The sequence below is a fragment of the Cloacibacterium normanense genome (genome assembly GCF_003860565.1).
Lineage (GTDB): Bacteria > Bacteroidota > Bacteroidia > Flavobacteriales > Weeksellaceae > Cloacibacterium > Cloacibacterium normanense.
In genome coordinates this window covers 1065526-1085382 of sequence record NZ_CP034157.1, presented here as the reverse complement: position 1 = coordinate 1085382, position 19857 = coordinate 1065526, and the positions used below count along the sequence as shown (strand labels likewise).

Annotated in this window: 19 protein-coding genes; 10 read left to right on the top strand and 9 right to left on the bottom strand. The window is 33.4% G+C overall.

All coding sequences use genetic code 11. From position 1 onward, the window contains the following. Positions 1–4: 4 nt before the first annotated feature. The 4 genes from EB819_RS04940 to EB819_RS04925 all read left to right on the top strand — a co-directional run bounded on the left by EB819_RS04940 (position 5) and on the right by EB819_RS04925 (position 5940). Positions 5–2398: a 3-hydroxyacyl-CoA dehydrogenase/enoyl-CoA hydratase family protein gene (locus EB819_RS04940; RefSeq protein WP_069798985.1), complete on the top strand. Its 2394-nt coding sequence runs from the start codon at positions 5–7 to the stop codon at positions 2396–2398. Between the two features lie 131 nt (positions 2399–2529). Then, positions 2530–3714: a thiolase family protein gene (locus EB819_RS04935; protein WP_069798983.1), complete on the top strand. Its 1185-nt coding sequence runs from the start codon at positions 2530–2532 to the stop codon at positions 3712–3714. 34 nt (positions 3715–3748) lie between these two features. Next, positions 3749–4105, top strand: coding sequence for a four helix bundle protein (locus EB819_RS04930; RefSeq protein WP_069798982.1), 357 nt, complete (start codon positions 3749–3751; stop codon positions 4103–4105). Positions 4106–4164: 59 nt separating this feature from the next. Beyond that, positions 4165–5940 (top strand): acyl-CoA dehydrogenase FadE, encoded by a 1776-nt coding sequence (locus EB819_RS04925; RefSeq protein WP_069798980.1) that lies wholly within the window; start codon positions 4165–4167, stop codon positions 5938–5940. Positions 5941–6001: 61 nt separating this feature from the next. On the opposite strand, the gene EB819_RS04920 is transcribed toward EB819_RS04925, so the two are convergent. Beyond that, the gene (locus EB819_RS04920) at positions 6002–6946 is read right to left on the bottom strand and encodes an AraC family transcriptional regulator (protein WP_069798978.1); all 945 of its coding nucleotides are present in this window, start codon (positions 6944–6946) and stop codon (positions 6002–6004) included. 195 nt (positions 6947–7141) lie between these two features. Between EB819_RS04920 and EB819_RS04915 the strand changes: the two genes are divergently transcribed. The 4 genes from EB819_RS04915 (at position 7142) to EB819_RS04900 (ending at position 12041) form a co-directional block, all read left to right on the top strand. Further along, positions 7142–8647, top strand: coding sequence for an aldehyde dehydrogenase family protein (locus EB819_RS04915; RefSeq protein ID WP_069798976.1), 1506 nt, complete (start codon positions 7142–7144; stop codon positions 8645–8647). Between the two features lie 76 nt (positions 8648–8723). After that, positions 8724–9098: a DUF779 domain-containing protein gene (locus tag EB819_RS04910; RefSeq protein WP_069798974.1), complete on the top strand. Its 375-nt coding sequence runs from the start codon at positions 8724–8726 to the stop codon at positions 9096–9098. A gap of 895 nt (positions 9099–9993) precedes the next feature. Next, positions 9994–10320 carry a hypothetical protein gene (locus EB819_RS04905; protein WP_083250176.1) on the top strand — a complete coding sequence of 109 codons (327 nt, stop codon included), beginning with the start codon at positions 9994–9996 and terminating at the stop codon, positions 10318–10320. 8 nt (positions 10321–10328) lie between these two features. Beyond that, positions 10329–12041: a M48 family metallopeptidase gene (locus EB819_RS04900; RefSeq protein WP_158005957.1), complete on the top strand. Its 1713-nt coding sequence runs from the start codon at positions 10329–10331 to the stop codon at positions 12039–12041. Between the two features lie 2 nt (positions 12042–12043). Here EB819_RS04900 and rluF read toward each other — a convergent pair whose 3' ends face one another. The 6 genes from rluF to EB819_RS04870 form a co-directional block, all read right to left on the bottom strand. Further along, entirely contained in the window at positions 12044–12763 is a 720-nt protein-coding gene (rluF, locus tag EB819_RS04895) for a 23S rRNA pseudouridine(2604) synthase RluF (protein ID WP_069798972.1), read from the bottom strand. A 14-nt stretch (positions 12764–12777) separates the two neighbouring features. Next, positions 12778–13332: a hypothetical protein gene (locus EB819_RS04890; protein ID WP_069798971.1), complete on the bottom strand. Its 555-nt coding sequence runs from the start codon at positions 13330–13332 to the stop codon at positions 12778–12780. A gap of 2 nt (positions 13333–13334) precedes the next feature. After that, positions 13335–14033, bottom strand: coding sequence for a tRNA pseudouridine(55) synthase TruB (gene truB, locus EB819_RS04885; protein ID WP_069798969.1), 699 nt, complete (start codon positions 14031–14033; stop codon positions 13335–13337). Positions 14034–14054: 21 nt separating this feature from the next. Next, complete coding sequence (locus EB819_RS04880) at positions 14055–14870, bottom strand: undecaprenyl-diphosphate phosphatase (protein ID WP_069798967.1); 816 nt, start codon at positions 14868–14870, stop codon at positions 14055–14057. Between the two features lie 78 nt (positions 14871–14948). Continuing rightward, positions 14949–15224, bottom strand: coding sequence for a DUF3098 domain-containing protein (locus EB819_RS04875; protein ID WP_069798965.1), 276 nt, complete (start codon positions 15222–15224; stop codon positions 14949–14951). 12 nt (positions 15225–15236) lie between these two features. Next, entirely contained in the window at positions 15237–16136 is a 900-nt protein-coding gene (locus EB819_RS04870) for a cell division protein FtsX (RefSeq protein ID WP_069799092.1), read from the bottom strand. Between the two features lie 89 nt (positions 16137–16225). Here EB819_RS04870 and rsmA point away from each other — a divergent pair, with 89 nt between their 5' ends. Beyond that, entirely contained in the window at positions 16226–16999 is a 774-nt protein-coding gene (rsmA, locus tag EB819_RS04865) for a 16S rRNA (adenine(1518)-N(6)/adenine(1519)-N(6))-dimethyltransferase RsmA (RefSeq protein ID WP_069798963.1), read from the top strand. Here the strand turns inward: rsmA and EB819_RS04860 are convergent. Continuing rightward, positions 16996–17523, bottom strand: coding sequence for a coiled-coil domain-containing protein (locus EB819_RS04860; protein WP_069798961.1), 528 nt, complete (start codon positions 17521–17523; stop codon positions 16996–16998). The two genes, rsmA and EB819_RS04860, sit on opposite strands and share 4 nt — an antisense overlap. Before the next feature lie 133 nt (positions 17524–17656). Here EB819_RS04860 and mgtE point away from each other — a divergent pair, with 133 nt between their 5' ends. Further along, a complete protein-coding gene (gene mgtE / locus EB819_RS04855; RefSeq protein WP_069798959.1) occupies positions 17657–19006 on the top strand; it encodes a magnesium transporter in 1350 nt (449 codons plus the stop codon). Positions 19007–19016: 10 nt separating this feature from the next. Here mgtE and EB819_RS04850 read toward each other — a convergent pair whose 3' ends face one another. After that, positions 19017–19784, bottom strand: a complete 768-nt coding sequence (locus EB819_RS04850; RefSeq protein WP_069799089.1) for a TIGR02757 family protein — start codon at positions 19782–19784, stop codon at positions 19017–19019. Positions 19785–19857: the final 73 nt, after the last annotated feature.

Below are 19857 nucleotides of genomic sequence, written 5' to 3'. Positions count from 1 at the left end.
TATAATGAAAAGACGAATTAAACACGTTACAGTTCTTGGTTCAGGAATTATGGGAAGCGGAATTGCTGCGCACTTTGCAAACATTGGCGTAGAAGTTCTCCTTCTTGATATTGTTCCGTTTGAATTAACAGAAGCTGAACAGAAAAAAGGTCTTACCAAAGAAGACAAAGCAGTACGAAACAGAATTGCTACAGAAAGTTTGGCTAAATTAGTAAAAGCCAGCCCTGCTCTACTTTATAAAAAAGAGTTTGCAGAAAGAATCTCTGTAGGAAATTTTGATGACGATTTGCAAAAAATCAAAAATACAGATTGGATTATCGAGGTGGTAGTAGAAAGATTAGACATTAAAAAGTCTGTTTACGAAAAAATCGAACAATTCCGTAAACCTGGAACTTTGGTGTCTTCTAATACTTCTGGTATCCCTATTAATATGTTGGTAGAAGGAAGAAGTGATGATTTCAAAAAATATTTTGCAGGAACGCACTTCTTTAACCCGGTAAGATATTTACCGCTTTTAGAAATTATTCCTACCAATGATACCGATGCTGAAATCGTGAAATTCTACATGGAATATGGCGCTAAATTCTTAGGAAAAACTACTGTTTTAGCAAAAGATACTCCTGCCTTCATCGCGAACAGAATTGGAGTTTTCTCGATGATGAATTTACTTCACAATGTAAAATCTATAGGTCTTAATGTAACTGAAGTAGATAAATTAACAGGTCCAGTTATTGGTAGACCGAAATCTGCAACTTTCAGAACTGCAGACGTGGTAGGTTTAGATACTTTGGTTCACGTGGCAAACGGAGTTCACGCTTCTGGTGTAGAAGATGAACAATTCAAAGGAACTTTTGTTCTTCCAGATTATATCAATATGATGATGGAAAACAAATGGTTAGGTTCTAAAACGGAACAAGGTTTCTATAAAAAAGTGAAAAATGCTGATGGAAAATCAGAAATTCACGGTCTTAATTTAGATTCTTATCAATACGAAAATCAAGGAAAAGCAAATTTCGCTACTCTTGAACTCACTAAAAATATTGATAAACCAATTGATAGATTCAAAGTTTTAATTGGCGGTAAAGACAAAGCAGGCAAATTATACAGAAAATCTTTAGGTGCATTGTTCGCTTACGTTTCACACAAAATTCCTGAAATTTCAGACGAGCTTTACAAAGTAGACGATGCGATGAAAGCTGGTTTCGGTTGGGAAAACGGTCCTTTCGAAATTTGGGATGCTGTAGGTATTCAAAAAGGTATTGAATTGGCTACAGAAGCAGGTTTCACTGTTTCAGAATGGGTGAAATCAGTAGAATCTTTCTACAAAGTAAATGAAGAAGGTCAAAGCATTTTCTTCGACAAAAATTCCGGAAATTACAATAATATTCCTGGTCAAGAAGCTTTCATTATTCTTGACAATATTAGAAAAAATAAAACATTGTGGAGCAATTCTGGTTCTGCAATCCAAGATTTAGGAGACGGAATCATCAACTTTGAAATTCGTTCAAAAATGAATTCTCTAGGTGGTGAAGTTCTAGATGGTTTAAACAGAGCGATTGACTTAGCAGAAAAAGAATACGACGGTTTAGTAATCGGAAATCAAGGTGCTAATTTCTCTGTGGGAGCAAATTTAGCGATGATTCTGATGATGGCCATCGAACAAGATTGGGATGATCTGAACATGGCAATTGCTTACTTCCAAAAATCGATGATGAGAGTTCGCTACTCTTCTGTTCCTGTTGTGGTTGCACCTCACGGATTAACTTTAGGTGGTGGTTGCGAAATGACCATGCATGCTGATAAAGTAGTTGCTGTTGCAGAAACTTACATTGGTTTAGTAGAAACTGGAGTTGGTGTAATTCCTGGAGGTGGTGGTACTAAAGAATTCGCTTTGAGAACTTCTAAAGAATTTGCTGCTGATGATGTGAAAAACAACAGAATGCGTGAAGCTTTCATGAATATCGCAATGGGTAAAGTTGCAACTTCTGCTCACGAAGCTTATGATATGGGAATTCTTCAAAATCATAAAGACATCGTGGTAGTAAACAAAAACCGTCAGATTGCTGAAGCGAAGAAAGTAGCTAAATTAATGGCAGAACAAGGTTATACTCAACCAATTCAGCAGAAAGTAAAAGTTTTGGGTCAAGGTGCATTAGGTATGTTCTTTGTAGGAACAGATCAAATGGTAACAGGAAATTTCATTTCTGAACACGATAAGAAAATAGCAGATAAATTGGCTTATGTAATGGTAGGTGGTAATCTTTCTGAGCCAACTGTAGTTACAGAACAATATTTATTGAATCTTGAAAGAGAAGCTTTCTTACAATTATGTGGTGAAAGAAAAACACTAGAGAGAATTCAGTTCATGTTACAAAAAGGTAAACCGCTAAGAAACTAAAAATATTAAAAATCAAGTTTTGAGCCACGAAGTGGCGAAATAAAATAGCATCGGGTAAAGTCCGATGAAATTAAAAGCCATAAATAAAAAAGCCACTAAGTGGCGAAATCAAAATTTAAAATTTAAAAAATATGTCAAATAAAACAGCATATATAGTAGCAGGTTACAGAACAGCGGTGGGTAAAGCTCCGAAAGGAAGTTTAAGATTTACCAGACCAGATGTAATGGCTGCAAAAGTGATAGAAAAATTGATGGCAGATTTGCCACAGTTAGATAAAGATAGAATCGATGATTTAATCGTTGGTAATGCAATGCCAGAAGCAGAACAAGGCTTAAACGTGGCTCGTCTCATTTCGTTAATGGGATTAAATACCGATAAAGTTCCTGGAGTTACCGTAAACAGATATTGTGCATCTGGTTCTGAAGCGATTGCGATTGCATCTGCTAAAATTCAAGCAGGAATGGCAGATTGTATTATTGCAGGAGGTGCAGAAAGTATGTCTTTCATTCCAATGGGCGGTTATAAACCAGTTCCAGAAAGTCATTATGCAAAATCTCACCCAGATTATTATTGGGGAATGGGTTATACTGCAGAAGAAGTTGCTAAGCAATATAAAATTACAAGAGAAGAACAAGACCAATTTGCTTTTGAATCTCATCAAAAAGCTTTGAAAGCTATTGCTGAAGGAAAATTTGCAAAACAAATCGTTCCAATTCCTGTAGAATATAATTTCTTGGATGAAAATCAAAAAGTTCAAACCAAAAAATTTGATTTCTCAGTAGACGAAGGTCCTAGAACAGATACTTCTATCGAAGGTTTGGCAAAATTAAGACCAGTTTTCGCAGCTGGAGGTTCTGTTACCGCAGGGAACTCTTCTCAAATGTCTGATGGTGCTGCTTTCGTAGTAGTAATGTCAGAAGAAATGGTAAAAGAATTAAATCTTGAGCCAATTGCAAGATTAGTTTCTTATGCAGCTGTTGGTTTAGAGCCAAGAATTATGGGGGTTGGACCAATTTACGCCATTCCAAAAGCGTTAAAACAAGCTGGGCTTTCTCTTCAAGATATTGGTTTAATTGAATTGAACGAAGCATTTGCTTCTCAGTCAGTTGCGATTAAAAAAGAATTGGATTTAAACCCAGAAATTTTAAATGTAAATGGTGGAGCAATTGCTCTTGGTCATCCACTTGGTTGTACAGGAACTAAATTAACCGTTCAACTTCTTGACGAAATGAAATTAAGAGGTGTGAAATACGGAATGGTTTCTATGTGTGTAGGTACAGGACAAGGCGCAGCTTCTGTAATTGAACTTCTTTAAAATTATAGATTTTAAATTATAAATTTTAGATGAAATGAGTTTCAAAGAAGATAATTTAATTCAGAAAAAGACTTTTGATTTTGCCCTAAAAATTATACAATTTTACTCAGATTGTAAGTCTCAAAATGAATTTATATTACCTAAACAAATTCTTCGTTGTGGTACTTCAATTGGTGCAAACGTAGAAGAAGCAATTGCTGCTCAATCTAAAAAAGATTTTATTTCAAAACTTTCTATTGCGAATAAAGAAGCAAGAGAAACAAAATATTGGTTAAAGTTATATCAATCTTCTAATCTCGTTCAAGTAGATGTTGAATTATATTTAAAAGAGATTGAAAGTATTATCAATATTTTGACTAAAATCATCAAAACATCATCTGAAAATTTATAGTTTAGAATCAAAAAATTTAAAATTTATAATCTAAAATTTAAAATTAAAAAAATAATAATATGAGCACATTAAAAGGAGGAGAATTCCTAATAAAAGAAATAGAAGCTAAGAATATCTTCACGATGGAAGATTTTTCTGAGGAACAAAAAATGCTTCGCGACTCTGCAAGAGAATTTATTGACAAAGTTGTAGTTCCTAACAAAGAGCGTTTCGAGAAAAAAGATTACGCATTTACTGAAGAGTGTATGAAACAAATCGGTGAAATGGGATTCTTAGGAATCGCAGTTCCTGAAAATTACGGAGGTCTTGGTCTTGGTTTTGTATCTACTATGATTGCTTGTGATTACATTTCTGGCGCAACTGGTTCATTGGCAACTGCTTATGGAGCACACACAGGTATTGGTACGCTTCCTATCCTATTATACGGAACGGAAGCTCAAAAACAAAAATATTTACCAGATTTAGCTGCTGGAACAAAATTCGGAGCATACTGTTTAACTGAGCCAGATGCTGGTTCTGATGCAAATTCAGGGAAAACAAGAGCTAAATTGTCTGAAGATGGTAAACATTATATCATTAACGGTCAAAAAATGTGGATTTCTAACGCAGGTTTTGCAGATACATTCACATTCTTTGCTAAAATTGATGATGACAAAAACATCACTGGTTTCGTTGTAAACAGAAGCGAACTAGAAAATCCTGAAAGCCTTACTTTCGGTGAAGAAGAGCACAAATTAGGAATTAGAGCTTCTTCTACTCGTCAGGTTTTCTTCAATGATATGAAAGTTCCTGTAGAATGTCTTTTAGGTGAAAGAAACAACGGTTTCAAAATTGCTTTAAACGCATTAAACGTAGGTAGAATTAAATTAGCTGCTGCTTGTTTAGATGCACAAAGAAGAATTTTCAACCTTTCTGTTCAATATTCAAACGAAAGAAAACAATTCAACACTCCTATTTCTACTTTTGGAGCTATTAGAAAAAAATTAGCGGAAATGGCTACTGCTACTTTCGTTTCAGAAGCTGGATCTTATAGAGCGGCTCAAGATATTCAAGATAAAATTGATGCTTTAGTTGCAGGTGGAATGTCTCACCAAGAAGCAGAATTAAAAGGTGTGGAAGAATTCGCGGTAGAATGTTCTATCCTAAAAGTTTACGTTTCAGACATCGCTCAAAAAGCAGCAGATGAAGGAATTCAGATTTTTGGAGGTATGGGATTCTCTGAAGATACACCAATGGAAGCAGCATGGAGAGATGCTAGAATTTCTAGAATTTATGAAGGTACTAACGAAATCAACAGACTTCTTTCTGTAGGAATGTTGGTGAAGAGAGCTTTCAAAGGCGAAATCGATTTAATGTCTCCTGCAATGGCAGTTGGTAAAGAATTAATGGGCATTCCTTCTTTTGAAACGCCTGATTATTCAGAATTTATGTCGGAAGAAAAAGCAATCATCGCAAATCTTAAGAAAGTATTCTTAATGGTTTCTGGTGCTGCTCTTCAGAAATACATGATGGAGATTGAAAAGCAACAACACTTGTTAATCAATGCTTCAGAAATTTTAAACCAAATTTACATGGCAGAATCTGCAATTCTAAGAGTGGAGAAAAACTTCGGTCCAGATTCTATAGAAGCAGCAATGGCTCAATTAAACCTTTACAAAGCAGTAGAAGCTGTAATTGCAGCTGCTAAAGAAGGAATTATTTCTTTCGCTGAAGGTGATGAGCAAAGAATGATGCTTTCTGGTCTTAGAAGATTTACAAAGTACACCAATCAGCCAAACGTAATCGCGTTAACTGAGAAAATTGCTAAGCATTTTGTAGAAAAAAATTCTTATTAAAATTTGTTAATTCAACTATACTTAAAAACCGCTTCAAAAATTTGAAGCGGTTTTTGTTTATTTAAGAAACGATTTTATATTCTGAAAATAAATTTCGTTGATAATTTTTCGGAGTAATACCTTCAAAAGTTTTAAAGGTTTTGATGAGATGATTGGTGTCAGAGAAACCAGTGGCAAAAGCTACTTCTTTGATGCTTTGGTTTTCTTTGAGGAGTTCTTTGGCACGTTTTATTCTTTGCTGAAGAATATATTCATTGGGTGATGTTCCAAGTTCGTATTTAAAAAGTTTAAAAAAATTAGATTTACTTACGAAAGCCAATTTTGCCAAATGTTCAATACTTAATTTTTGATGCAGATTGTTTTTAATATAATCTATGATAAAAGCCAATCGGTTTGAAGTTTTCAGTGTTTTGTAATCGTTTTCAATGAGTTTTCCTGCTTGAGTTTGCATCAGTCTTACCAATAATTCTTTCAGTGCCAAATCTGCCATAATATCCTTATTCATATTATCTTCCATGGCAATTCTCATGAGATTATTGGTTGCAGAAGCCAGTGGTAAGCTGTTGAATAGATAAAATTCTTCGCTAGAAATTCGCCAACAAGTACTTTCGTCTACTTTCATCAATTTGGTATTGAGATAATGCAATGATTCTTCTACAAAATCTGGACTGAAACTTAATGCAATACATTGTGAAGGAGTTTCGTCTGCCTCTGGAAAATCGATGACCATTGTTTCACCGGGAGAAACTAAAACCGTTTCACCAGGAAAATAATCAAAATACTCAGATTTATTTTCCAATTTCATGTGCTTTCTCCCTCGTAACATCGCTGTAAAAGTCAAATCATTAAACTTTAGTTTAACATCTTCTGTCTTCTTGTGCGTTTCATACAAAGAAAATTCACAATTATTTAAAGTAAATGTAGTCTTGTTTTCTATTATATTTTGTAATTGCTCATGTCCTGTTAATTCAGGGGTGTAGAGCAAATGTTTGTCTTCTTGTATCATAAACTATGAATGATATTTTTGATAAAATAATCAATTTGGCTAAATATATAATAATTTTTCAATCAAACAAGGTTTATATTAAAGTATTGTAATTAATATTTTCAAAACACTATTATACTATCATTTGAGACGATTTTACCATGACATTTGTCATGTTTAAGATAATTTGGCTGAAAATTAAAAATTCAACAAATTATGTCAACACACATCAATCGTCCGGTTTTAAAAGAAAAATACGACAATTACATTAACGGAAAATGGACTGCTCCTTCTACAGGACAGTATTTCGAAGTGCTTTCTCCACTTGATGGAAAAGTTATGGCAAAAGCTGCACACTCTGCGAAACAAGACATAGAAATGGCTGTGGATGCTGCATCTGAAGCTTTCAAAACATGGAGCGAAACTTCTGCTACAGAACGCAGCATTATTTTGAATAAAATTGCAGATAGAATCGAGGAAAATCTACCCTATATCGCTGCAGTAGAAACCGTAGATAATGGTAAAGCCATTAGAGAAACTTTGGCGGCAGATTTACCTTTGGCAGTAGATCATTTTAGATATTTTGCTAGTGTAATAAGAGCTGAAGAAGGTTCTATTTCTGAATTAGACAAAGACACCGTTTCTATCATCGTACACGAACCTATTGGTGTAATCGCACAAATTATTCCTTGGAACTTCCCTATTCTAATGGCAGTTTGGAAACTGGCTCCTGCTCTAGCTGCAGGAAACTGTGTAGTTCTGAAACCAGCAGAAAGTACGCCTGTTTCTATTATGGTTTTAATGGAGCTAATTGAAGATTTACTTCCTGCAGGTGTAGTGAATATTGTCAATGGTTTCGGAGCGGAGTTAGGAAGAACTTTAGTAACCAATCCAAAAGTGGCAAAAGCAGCGTTTACAGGTTCTACAGCTACGGGTAGAATGGTAATGCAATATGCTACAGAAAATATTATTCCTGTGACTTTAGAATTGGGAGGTAAGTCTCCTAACATCTTCTTCCCTTCTGTGATGGATGCAGATGACGAATTTTTTGACAAAGCCATTGAAGGAGCGGTATTATTTGCTCTAAATCAAGGTGAAATCTGTACTTGTCCTTCTAGATTATTGGTTCATGAATCAATTGCTGATAAATTCTTAGAAAGAGTGGTAGAAAGAACTAAAGCCATCAAAACAGGAAATCCTCTTGACCCAACCGTAATGATGGGTGCTCAAGCTTCACAAATTCAAAAAGATAAAATCCTTTCTTACATCAAATTAGGCAAAGAAGAAGGTGCAGAATTGCTTTGTGGTGGAGAAGTGAATCATCTAGGTGGAGATTTAGAAGGTGGATATTACATTCAGCCAACCATTTTTAAAGGGCACAACAAAATGAGAATCTTCCAAGAAGAGATTTTCGGGCCAGTGTTAGCAGTAACTACTTTTAAATCTACAGAAGAAGCGATAGAAATTGCGAACGATACTATGTATGGACTTGGAGCGGGAGTTTGGACGAGAGATGCACATGAATTATACAGAGTTCCTAGAGCGATAAAAGCAGGTAGAGTTTGGGTAAATCAATATCACGCATATCCAGCTGGCGCACCTTTTGGCGGTTACAAACAATCTGGTATTGGTAGAGAAAACCACAAAATGATGCTTGATCATTACAGACAATCAAAAAACATGTTGATTTCTTACAACAAAAATAAACTAGGATTTTTCTAGTTCACTTGTGATTTAAACTTTAAGGAATGTTGTTCATCAGCATTCCTTTTTTTAATTTTATTAAAAATTTTTAGAAATGGTAAAAAGGTTAGACGTAACAGAAAAAGCGTTGGAAGTCATTAAAATGCTAAAAGAAAAACACGGTGATTTAATGTTTTACCAAGCTGGTGGTTGCTGCGAAGGAACCCAGCCTCAATGTTTTGAAAAAGGAGGTTTCTATGTAAGAACCAATGATGCTATGATTGGTTTGGTAGATGGTTTTGAATTTTGGATTGATAGAGATTTATTTGAATACTGGAAATTTTCGCATTTCACGTTAGATGTTACAGAAGGTTTCGGACCAGGCGGTTTTTCTCTGGAAACACCATTGGGAAAAACTTTTAAAATTATTTACAGACTTTTTACTGAAGAAGAATTAAAAGATCTAGAGCCTGTAAAAAGAATGGAGTAATCTGGTAATTGATAACTTTTCAATCTATTGAAAATTAAAAACTAATACATTTTTATGAGGCTTACTAATTGTTTATTTTGTGAATAAAATTGTAAACTTCCATCAATAAAGACTTTTAGATGAAAATGATTGTGCATAAATCATATCTTAAAGTGAGTAAACAGAAAGCAAATTAGTCTATAAAAAGTAAATTTCTACGCTACCTTTACATCAATAAACAAGTCAAACTTTTAAGTTGAAAATTGAAAGTTGTGAAGTTTCTTCATACTTGATTTTGAAACCAAAAAAAGAACAAAGTTTAATTTATTAATAAATAGTTTTTTAAAATTTTCTCACAAGAATTTTGAAACAAAGAGATAAAGAAACTAAGATTCTTAAAGTAAGACTTAAAAATAGTCAACGTAGACTTTTTTTGTTTTTCAGAAGAATACGAAAGTGTTTGACAAGAAAATAGCTCAACCCAAATTCAAGTTGATAAAATTGCCCGAGCAATGGAATATGTTTTAATGAAAAATGGCAAAATTTTTAGAAATATCTGCGGATAGAATTTAAAAAGATGCAATTAAACATTTTTCGGGAGTTGAAGCAATAAAGGTTGCAGAGGCAATGTTTCCGGACTGATGACAGAAACGACAATGCTTTGAGAAAAGCAAAGAAGTTTTGCCATCAGTCTTTTTTATTTTCCACTTTTTTATTATTTTTACTCTGTAAATCAATAACCATGAGATCTTAGAAATTCTCCTTTCTTATTTTTAAGATTTCTTAAAAATTTTCAAAAATGGAAAACTCCTCCTAATTCCTCAGAGTACTCTACTCTTTTTTCAAAAAAATATTTTCTAGAATTTGATTTTATGTTCCTTTAGTATAAAAAAACAAAAAAATAATCATTACACCAATGTCCAAAAAAATATTACCTCCTATCTCTTCTGAGTATAAAAAACAAGTAACCACGGCCATTCTCTACATCATTTTATTCTTTTTAGTCTATTTAGTATTAATAACTTTGGCACTAGCATTAGTCGCTACTATTGGCTATTTAGTATTTGAAATCATTGCAAATTTTAGATTCAATTATTTGGTTATTTTGCTTTCTGGTGGTCTAATAGGAATGGCTGTTTTTATATTGATTTTCTTGGTTAAATTTATTTTTAATTTTCAGAAAAATGATACCAGCGCATTATCGAAATCAAAAGAAATCAAGAACCTGAACTTTTCAAATTAATAGATGAAGTGGTACAAGAAGTAGGAACAGATCAACCTAAAAAGCTGTTTTTATCTAATGATGTAAATGCTTTTGTAAACTACAACTCTCCTTTTTGGAGCATGTTTTTCCCAGTAAGAAAAAATCTTACTATAGGAATGGGCTTAATCAATACCACTACGGTAAGTGAATTAAAAGCGATTCTTGCACATGAATTTGGACATTTTTCTCAAAAAAGCATGAAGGTAGGAAGCTATGTAAATCAAGCCAATAAAATGATTTACGACATGCTGTACAATAACAAAGGTTTTGCAGATTCTATGGAAAGTTTTGCGAGTACTCATGCTATCATTGCACTTTTTACAAGATTGGCAGCGTGGATTATTGAAGGAATTCAATGGGTGTTGACTAAGTTTTATGATTTTTTATATCTGAAACACATGTCGCTAAGCAGACAGATGGAATTTAATGCAGATGCAATCGCTACGTATGTGGTAGGTGCCGATGTTAAAACTTCTGCTCTTCTAAGATTAGACCTTTCAGAATCGGCGCTTTCTAATGCGATGAATTTTTACCTTGACAAAAACGTAAAAGCCGACACCAAAAATATTTATCAAAATCAGACTACCTTGTTGCATTATTTTGCTCAAGAAAATAACCATGAAATTAAAAATGATTTGCCGTATATCAATATTAATGAAATAGAAAGATATAATAAATCTAAGCTTCAAATTGAAGATCAATGGGCTTCTCACCCAACCATAAAACAAAGAATTGAAGCCATCAAAAAACTCAATATTCCTTCTGAAAATGTAGACAATAGGATTTCTAAAAACATCTTGAAGCATTTTGATAAATACGCAGAGAAATTTACCAATAAACTCTTCGAGTATAATATGCTTACGCATACAGAAGAATTTCTTTCCGAGGAAGAATTCAGAGAGCAATATAAAAGCATAGTGAATGAAAAGTCCTTCCATAAGATATTTAATTCTTATTATGATTTTAAAAATCCAATTTTCGAAAATATTGAAAATGAAACTTCTACTGTAGATGATGTCATAGCTCAAGATTTTTTCTCAGACGAAAAAGTAAGCCTTGTCTTTGAAAAAAATGCATTAGAAAACGATGCTAAAGTCTTAGAAATGATTCAAAATGGAACGTATAAATTGAAAACCTTTGATTATGACGGTGCAAAATTCACCAAAAGTCAAACACCAAAAGTCCTGAAAATTCTAAAACAAAGAGAAGAACAAGTTGACCAAAAAATCAAAGAAAATGATGATGCTATTTTAAAGTATCTTTTGCATAAAGCTTCGCTTGAACAAAAAGAAAAATTTTCTGAATTGGCAAATCGTTTTACACAGACAGATAAAGATTTTGATGAGTATTACAATGCTTTTCAAGAGTTTGTTCCATATATCAATTTCATGTCTCAAAGGCTTGATTTCGAAACGATTATGAGAAACAGAAACATAATGGTTTCTAAAGAAAAGATTTTCAAAAAGAAAGTTACAGAGCTCTTATCTTCTGCTTTTGCCATGTATATGGAAGAAGAAGACCAAGAAGTACTAAGAGAATATGTGGATGCAGATTTTATTTACTTCGAAAACAATAAGTATAACGATTCAGAAATACAAATTTTAGACAAAGCTCTAGGAAAATACCAAGAAACCATGAGCAAATTTTATTTCAAATTGAAAAAAGAATTATTAGAACTTATGGTAGAAATTTTAGAATAATTTTAATCCACTGTCTTACTAGAATCTTGGAGAAGTTGAGCCAGTTCTTTCATTTCAGCATCGGTTAAATCTCTCCATTTTCCTATGGGTAAATCCAATTTGATGTTCATAATTCTAATGCGCTTCAGTTTTTTTACTTCGTAGCCTAGGTATTCGCACATTCTTCTGATTTGGCGGTTTAAACCTTGGGTAAGTACAATTCTAAACTGCAAAGTATCGATTTGTTCTACTTCGCATTTTTTGGTTACGGTGTCTAAAATCGGAACACCATTGCGCATTTTTTCTAGAAATTTGGGTGTAATCGGTTTGTCTACACGTACAATGTATTCTTTTTCGTGGTTGTTTCTGGCGCGTAAAATTTTATTCACAATATCACCGTCAGACGTCAATAAAATAAGACCTTCACTAGGTTTATCAAGTCTACCGATGGGGAAAATTCTTTTCGGGTGATTGATGTAATCTACGATGTTATTTTTTTCACGTTTGGTATCTGTGGTGCAAACAATTCCGATGGGTTTATTAAAGGCGATATAAACGTGTTTTTCTTCTGTTTTTTTGATGTTTTTGCCATCTACGCAAATTTCATCAGCATCAGAAACTTTAGTTCCTAATTCTGGCTTTTTGCCATTGATGGTAATTCTTCCTTGTTCCAAAAGTTTATCGGCTTCTCTTCTCGAACAAAAACCTACTTCTGATAAATATTTATTGATGCGCGTTTCCACAAATTTTAATTTTTTTATTCTTCTCTCACTTTATTGGAGTGAAAAGTAATTCCAAGATTTAAACCAATATAAAAGTTACTTTTTAGTCCATCTCCGAAATTCATGCTGTGATTTTCCAGAAAAAAGGAGTAATAATAATTCATTCTCACATTGATGGGGTTTTGGTCACCAATGCCTAAAGTATATACTCTGGCTTTTCTCACATCACTTTTAGTAAGGGCAAATCCAGCATTGAGATAAATATATCCAGAATCTGCGGCATTGTCTAAATAAATTTTTGGCTGAACCAAGAAATACAAATTATGGATATTATCATAAATGTAATTGTATCGAAAACCAGCGCCTAAACCTATTTTATGAATCGGTTGAAAACCAATAACAGAAGTGATTCCTGCATTGGCATTAAAATCTACATTGTTATCTTCATTCACGATATCTGCAACTGCTTTTGCTAATCCATAGGCAACTTGCGCATCTGTACTCCAATAAATTCCTTGATTAAGATTTTCTTTTTGTTGTGAATATCCTAAAAAACTAATAAAAATGAATAAAAAGTAATAGTTTTTCATGGTTAGAAATTTTCAAATCTAAACTCATTTTCCAAAATTTCTGCATGTGCATTTTCTACATGGTACTCTCCTATTTTGGTTCTTCTGAGTTGAGTAAGATAAGCACCAACTCCTAAACTTTGACCAATATCGTGAGCCAAACTTCTGATGTAAGTTCCTTTGCTGCAACCTACGGTAAAAGTGACAAAAGGAAGTTGAATGTCGATGTTATTGAGATAATGAATGGTCGTTTTCCTAGATTTCATTTCTACTTCTTGACCAGCTCTTGCTAAATCATAAGCGCGGTTTCCATCAATTTTTATCGCTGAAAAAACAGGCGGTTTTTGCTCAATTTCTCCTACAAATGTTGACAAAGTTTCTTTGATGAAATCTTCTGTAATGTGTGAATAATCGGCATGAAGTATTTCTGGTTTTTCGGTGTCGTAAGATTCGGTTTGTACGCCAATTTTAATTTCGGCGATGTATTCTTTTGGCGCATCTTGAATTTCTGGAATTTTCTTGGTGAATTTTCCGGTGCAGACTATCAATAAGCCTGTTGCTCTAGGATCCAGCGTTCCAGCATGACCGATTTTAAATTTTATAGGAAGATGGAACTCTCTTTTGAGTTTGTACTTCAATTTATTAACAGCCTGAAAACTGGTCCAATCCAAAGGCTTGTCCACCAAAAGTACTTGTCCGTTTAAAAAATCTTCTGCTTTCAATGTAAAAAGTATAAAATGAAATTACTTCACCCAACCAAAATAAATCAACAATAAAATCCCTGCGATAATTCTGTACCAACCCCAAGGTTTGAAGCCGTATTTGGTCAAAACACCAATGAAAAACTTAATCGCAATAACCGCTACTACAAATGCTACTAAATTCCCCACGAAAAAACTCATCGTGTTTTCTGGAGTCGCAAATATCATTTCGTAACCTTTTTGCTCAATTCCATTGTGATTCCAATCTTTTACAAAAATTGAATAAAAGGTAACCGCTAACATAGTAGGAACTGCCAAAAAGAATGAAAACTCTGCAGCTGCTTTTCTGGTAAGGTTTTGTTGCATTCCACCAATAATAGAAGCCGCACTTCTACTCGTTCCTGGCATCATCGCTAGACATTGCCAAAAACCAATTGTTAATGCTTTTTTGAAAGTAATATCTTTCTCGTCATCTATCGTATGTTTGGTGAAAATCTGGTCGATAAAAAGTAAAATGACACCACCCAAAATCAGAACTACAGCGATGGGAATTGGTTTTTCTAATACCGTTTCTATTTTATCATCAAATAATTTCCCTAGAACCAAAGCTGGTAAAACGGCTACTCCTAATTTCAAATAGAATTTGATGTTTTTAAAATCAAAAAATTTCTTCCAATACAAAAAGACTACCGCCAAAATAGCTCCAAACTGAATAGAAACTTGAAACATTTTAACAAATTCATCTTCTTGAATTCCAAAAAATGAACTCGTGAAAATCATGTGTGCAGTAGAAGAAACGGGTAAATATTCGGTAAGTCCTTCTACAATTGCAATAATAATTGCTCTGATTAAATCCATAAACTGTATTGTGATAAAAAAATTAAAAGATTCAAATACCAATTCAAATCTTTTAATTCTTTAGTTTTTAAAATGTTTTTATTTGTTTCTTTTAAGAATCGCGAAAACCTGAACTACAAATCCAGCAATCACCAAAAGCGGCGCTATTCTGATTCTTCTGATGGAGAAAATGTCTTCATTCCAAGCATTAGGATCTAGTTTTCCGTCGACTGTATTAGCATCTGGACCGAGCATTAAAAGAAATCCTGCTAAAATTAAAGCCAATCCTACCAACATCAATTGATAGTTTTTTTTGCCAAAATAAAAAGGATTGTGCTGTGGTTCAGACTTTTCTATATTTTGTTTTTTAGACATTTTATAATTTTTCTATGAGTAATATAAATCATCTACACTAGATGCTAAGAATCTCCAAGTTGCAAAAACTGTACTGATGACGGTGATGAGAATACCTACACCAAAAACGATTGCGACTAACCAAATGTATTGATTAGTGTCTTGTACAAATGGAGTTCCGATTTCGCTCGTAAAGAAATACCAACCTGTAAATAAAGCTGTTAAACCAATAATAGCACCGATAATTCCTAAGATTACCGCTTCTTTTACAAATGGTTTTAAAATGAATCTGCGTTTTGCACCTACCAATTGCATGGTTTTGATAATGAAACGTTTAGAGAATATTTTTAAACGAATAGAGTTGTTAATCAACACCATTGCTACGATTAAGAATAAGATAGAAAATGCTAAAATCCAAGTCAAAATTCTATTAAGGTTATTGTAAACTTCAATCGTTAATTTACTATCGTTTTTCACTTCTTTTACGCCTTCTACTTCATTCAGTTTTTTTACAACATCATTTATTTTTACTGGATCTACGTATTCTGGTTTCAAGGTAACTTCTACAGATGGTGGGAAAATATCTCCTTCAAAAAGAGCATCTGTTTCAATACCCAATTGTTTTTTTGCAAGTTCAGTAGCTTCTTGCTTAGAAATAAATTTAGCTTTTTTAACAAAAGGCTGTAATTTTATTCTTTCGTAAGTTAATTTTTGCAACTGTTCTGCTTTCGCAGAATCTCTAGGGTCTATATAGTCATCAAAATAAGCTTCTACCACCAATTGCTCTTTGATATAATCCGAATATTTTTGAGCATTTATCAATATCAACCCAAAAAGTCCTACTAAAAATAATACCAATGCAATACTAATCGATACGGTAATGTTGCTAGAACGGAGCCTTTTCTTGTTTAAATCTTCTGCTAATTTTGCCATCAATAAAAAATTTTCTGCTAAAATAGAAAAAAAACTCCGAAATTTGCCCCTGAACAAACACAAAACTGTGTTAAAAAATCTTAAAAATTTTGAACGTAAAAGCAAAAAAACATCTTGGTCAGCATTTTTTAACTGATGAAAATATTGCCAAAAAAATTGTAGAAGGTCTTGACTTTCAACCATATCAATATGTATTAGAAGTAGGTCCTGGAACAGGTGTTTTAACCAAATATCTCCTCGAAAAACCTACGGAAACTTACGTTGCAGAAATAGACACAGAATCTATAGAATACCTAAAATTACATTATCAAAAACTTGAAAATAAACATTTTACAGGTGATTTTCTCAAAATTAATTTAAGTGATGTTTTCTCTGGAGAAGTGGCGGTAATTGGCAATTTTCCCTACAATATTTCGTCTCAGATTCTTTTTAAGATTATAGAAAATTATCAGCAGATTCCAGAAATGGTTGGAATGTTCCAAAAGGAAGTGGCAGAACGTACAGCTGCTGTTCCCAAAACCAAAGATTATGGCATTTTGTCGGTTTTGGTTCAAGCGTATTATGATGTGAAATATCTGTTTACCGTTCACGAAAACGTATTCAACCCGCCTCCAAAAGTAAAATCTGGAGTCATCAAACTTACCAGAAACAGAAAAGAAGGTTTGGAAGGCAATGAAATTCTTTTCAAGCAAATTGTAAAAACAGGTTTTGGCCAAAGAAGAAAAAAACTGAGCAATGCACTGAAATCTCTAGATATTCCAGAAGTGTTAAAATCTCATGCTTTTATGGATAAACGTGCAGAAGAACTGAGTGTAGAAGATTTTATCAACTTTACTCAAGAATGGAAAGCGGCTAAAAATTAATTAAAATCTTTCTGTATCAAATCTTCTAATTTCGCTTGCAAATCGTGAATTTTCGCTTTTAATTCCTTGATTTCTTGCTTGTTATTAGAAACATTGCTCTTGAGAATTACTTTTTGAGCTTTTTCTTTGTGTTCATCTTCGTCTTCATCATCAGCAATCTCGTCGATGTCTTCTTGAATTTCGTCAATATCTTCCTGAATTTCATCGATGTCTTCTTGGATTTCATCAATGTCTTCCTGAATTTCGTTTACATCTTCTTTAATCACTTCTATGTGTTTATTGCTTTTGTTGACAGACATTTGAATGAAAATCGACAAGTAAATCGCTTCCAAAGAAACAATCGTAGTGAGAACCAAAAGCATTTCTTCGAAATCTACCACTTTAAATAGCGGAAGTAAAAAACTGGTGATAAATAGTAAAGTGTGAAAGACCAATGAAGAGGTAGAACCAATCCAACTGATAACGCTATCTGCCATCTTATCGAGCATCGTACTATTTTCTGTTTTAAGTTCTCTAAACTTCATTTTGCTTAATTTTTTGACAAAATTACGATTAAAAATCGACTAAAATTTGACTTTAATGATTATTAATGCGAATTTTTGAACTCTTATTTTGTATTTTTGCAAAAATTCTAACTTTTTATTCCAATTAATTTCTGTGATTGAAGAGCAAAAAATATCGCACACCTTACAGTTTCTCATTGAGGAAAGAAATGTAAAAGCTGTTTCTGAAGCCATTTCGGAAGTAGAAGCGGTAGATATTGCCAATATTTTTGAAATTCTAGAAGAAGAAGATCAAAAATTTCTTTACGAAATAATGGATAATGAGCGCTCTGCAGAAGTACTACTCTACATAGACGAAGACGAGCGTAAAAAATTCCTGAGAAACTTCTCTACCAAAGAAATTGCAGATAATATCATCAACGAAATTGATTCGGATGACGCTGCAGATATTATTGCAGAATTGCCTGAATATCAACAAGATGAAATTATTCAGCACTTAAATGACGAGGAGCACGCGCAGAATATTGTAGAACTTTTGCGTTATGATGAAGATGTAGCAGGTGGTTTGATGGCAACCGAATTAGTAAAAGTAAATCAGAATCTTTCTATTATTTCTGCGGTTAAAGAGATGCGTAAACAAGCCGAAGAAATGGAAGAAGTTTACTCTATTTATGTAGTAGATGATTCCGAAAAATTACTGGGTTTGTTAAGTCTTAAAAAATTATTAACCACTTCATCTTCTACTCGAGTTTCAGATGTTTATAACTCTAAAATTCAATATGTTAAAGATACGGAATCTGCTGAAGAAGTTGCGCGTTTCATGCAAAAATATGACTTGTTCGAAGTTCCTGTTGTTGATAAATTAGGAAAATTAGTCGGAAGAATTACCGTGGATGATGTTATCGACTTTATTACCGAAGAAGCAGAAAAAGATTACCAGTTAGCATCGGGGATTTCTCAAGACGTTGACTCTAGTGATACCATTTTTCATTTAACCAAAGCAAGATTACCTTGGCTATTCATTGGAATGGTAGGTGGTTTAATTGGTTCTAGAGTATTGCAAAGCAATCAAAATGCGATGCACGACATTCCTGCATTGATGTTTTTCGTTCCGCTGATTGCGGCAACTGCGGGAAATATTGGAGTTCAAGCTTCGGCAATTATTGTACAAGGTTTAGCAAATAACACTTTAGGAAAAGATACTTTTAAAACTTTATTCAAGGAAGTAAGCGTTTCTGCAGCTTCAGGAATGATACTTTCTTTAATTATTTTTGGATTCAATTTATTGATTAACCATAATGATTTGATGGTTTCTGTGACCATTTCTATTTCTCTTTTAGCAGTAATTATGGTAGCGGCGATTATTGGAACCATTGTTCCTATTGTTCTGGAGAAAAATAAAATAGACCCCGCAATTGCTACAGGTCCGTTTATCACCACTTCTAATGATATTTTAGGAGTTTTAATCTACTTTGCCATCGCAAAAGCACTCCTCCACATTTAGGAAATATTTTTTATAATAACTCATTAGAAACGCCAATTCCGAAAAGCGGATAATCGTATACAGCAGGATCTTGTGGATTGTATTTTCTGATGATTTGGTCGAGTTCTTCTACGGCTTTCCAATCGTTTTGAGTTCTGGTGAGAATTCCTAATTTTCTGGAAATATTCGCAGTGTGAACATCTAATGGAATAGACAAATATTGCGGAGAAAGGTTTTTCCAAATGCCAAAATCTACCCCTTTTTTATCTTGACGAACCATCCATCGCAGAAACATGACCAATCTTTTTGAAGCTGAATTTTTATAAGGAGAACTCACATGTTTATGGCTTCTGTGCGGAATTTCTCCTAAAAAACGAGTTCTAAATCTTTCAATAGCATGGTAATAATTTTTTTCGTTTTCTTTTAAAAGAAATAAGTTTTCTAAACTTTCAAATTCAGTGTAAACACTTTTTAAATTCAATATAAACTGTTGAAAATCTTCTGCCGAGAAAGTTCTGTGAACGGCTTTGTTTTCTAATTTTTTGAAATCTTTTTGGCTCGCATTCATCACGAAATCGTAAGGAGAATTTCCCATAAAATCGATGATTTTTTGAGCAGATGTGATGATGGATTTTCTATTTCCCCAAGCGATTGTAGCCGCGAAAAATCCTGAAATTTCTATGTCTTGTTTCAAAGAAAACTGATGCGGAATAGAAATAGGGTCTAATTCAATAAAATCTAGATGATTGTATTGTTCGGCTTTTTGATTGAGAAATTCAAAGATTTCTTGCTCGTTCATCATAATTTGTGGGATGATGGATGTTTGATGTTTTAAATTTTGCAGACTGACTTGAGTGAAGCTCTAATTGCAA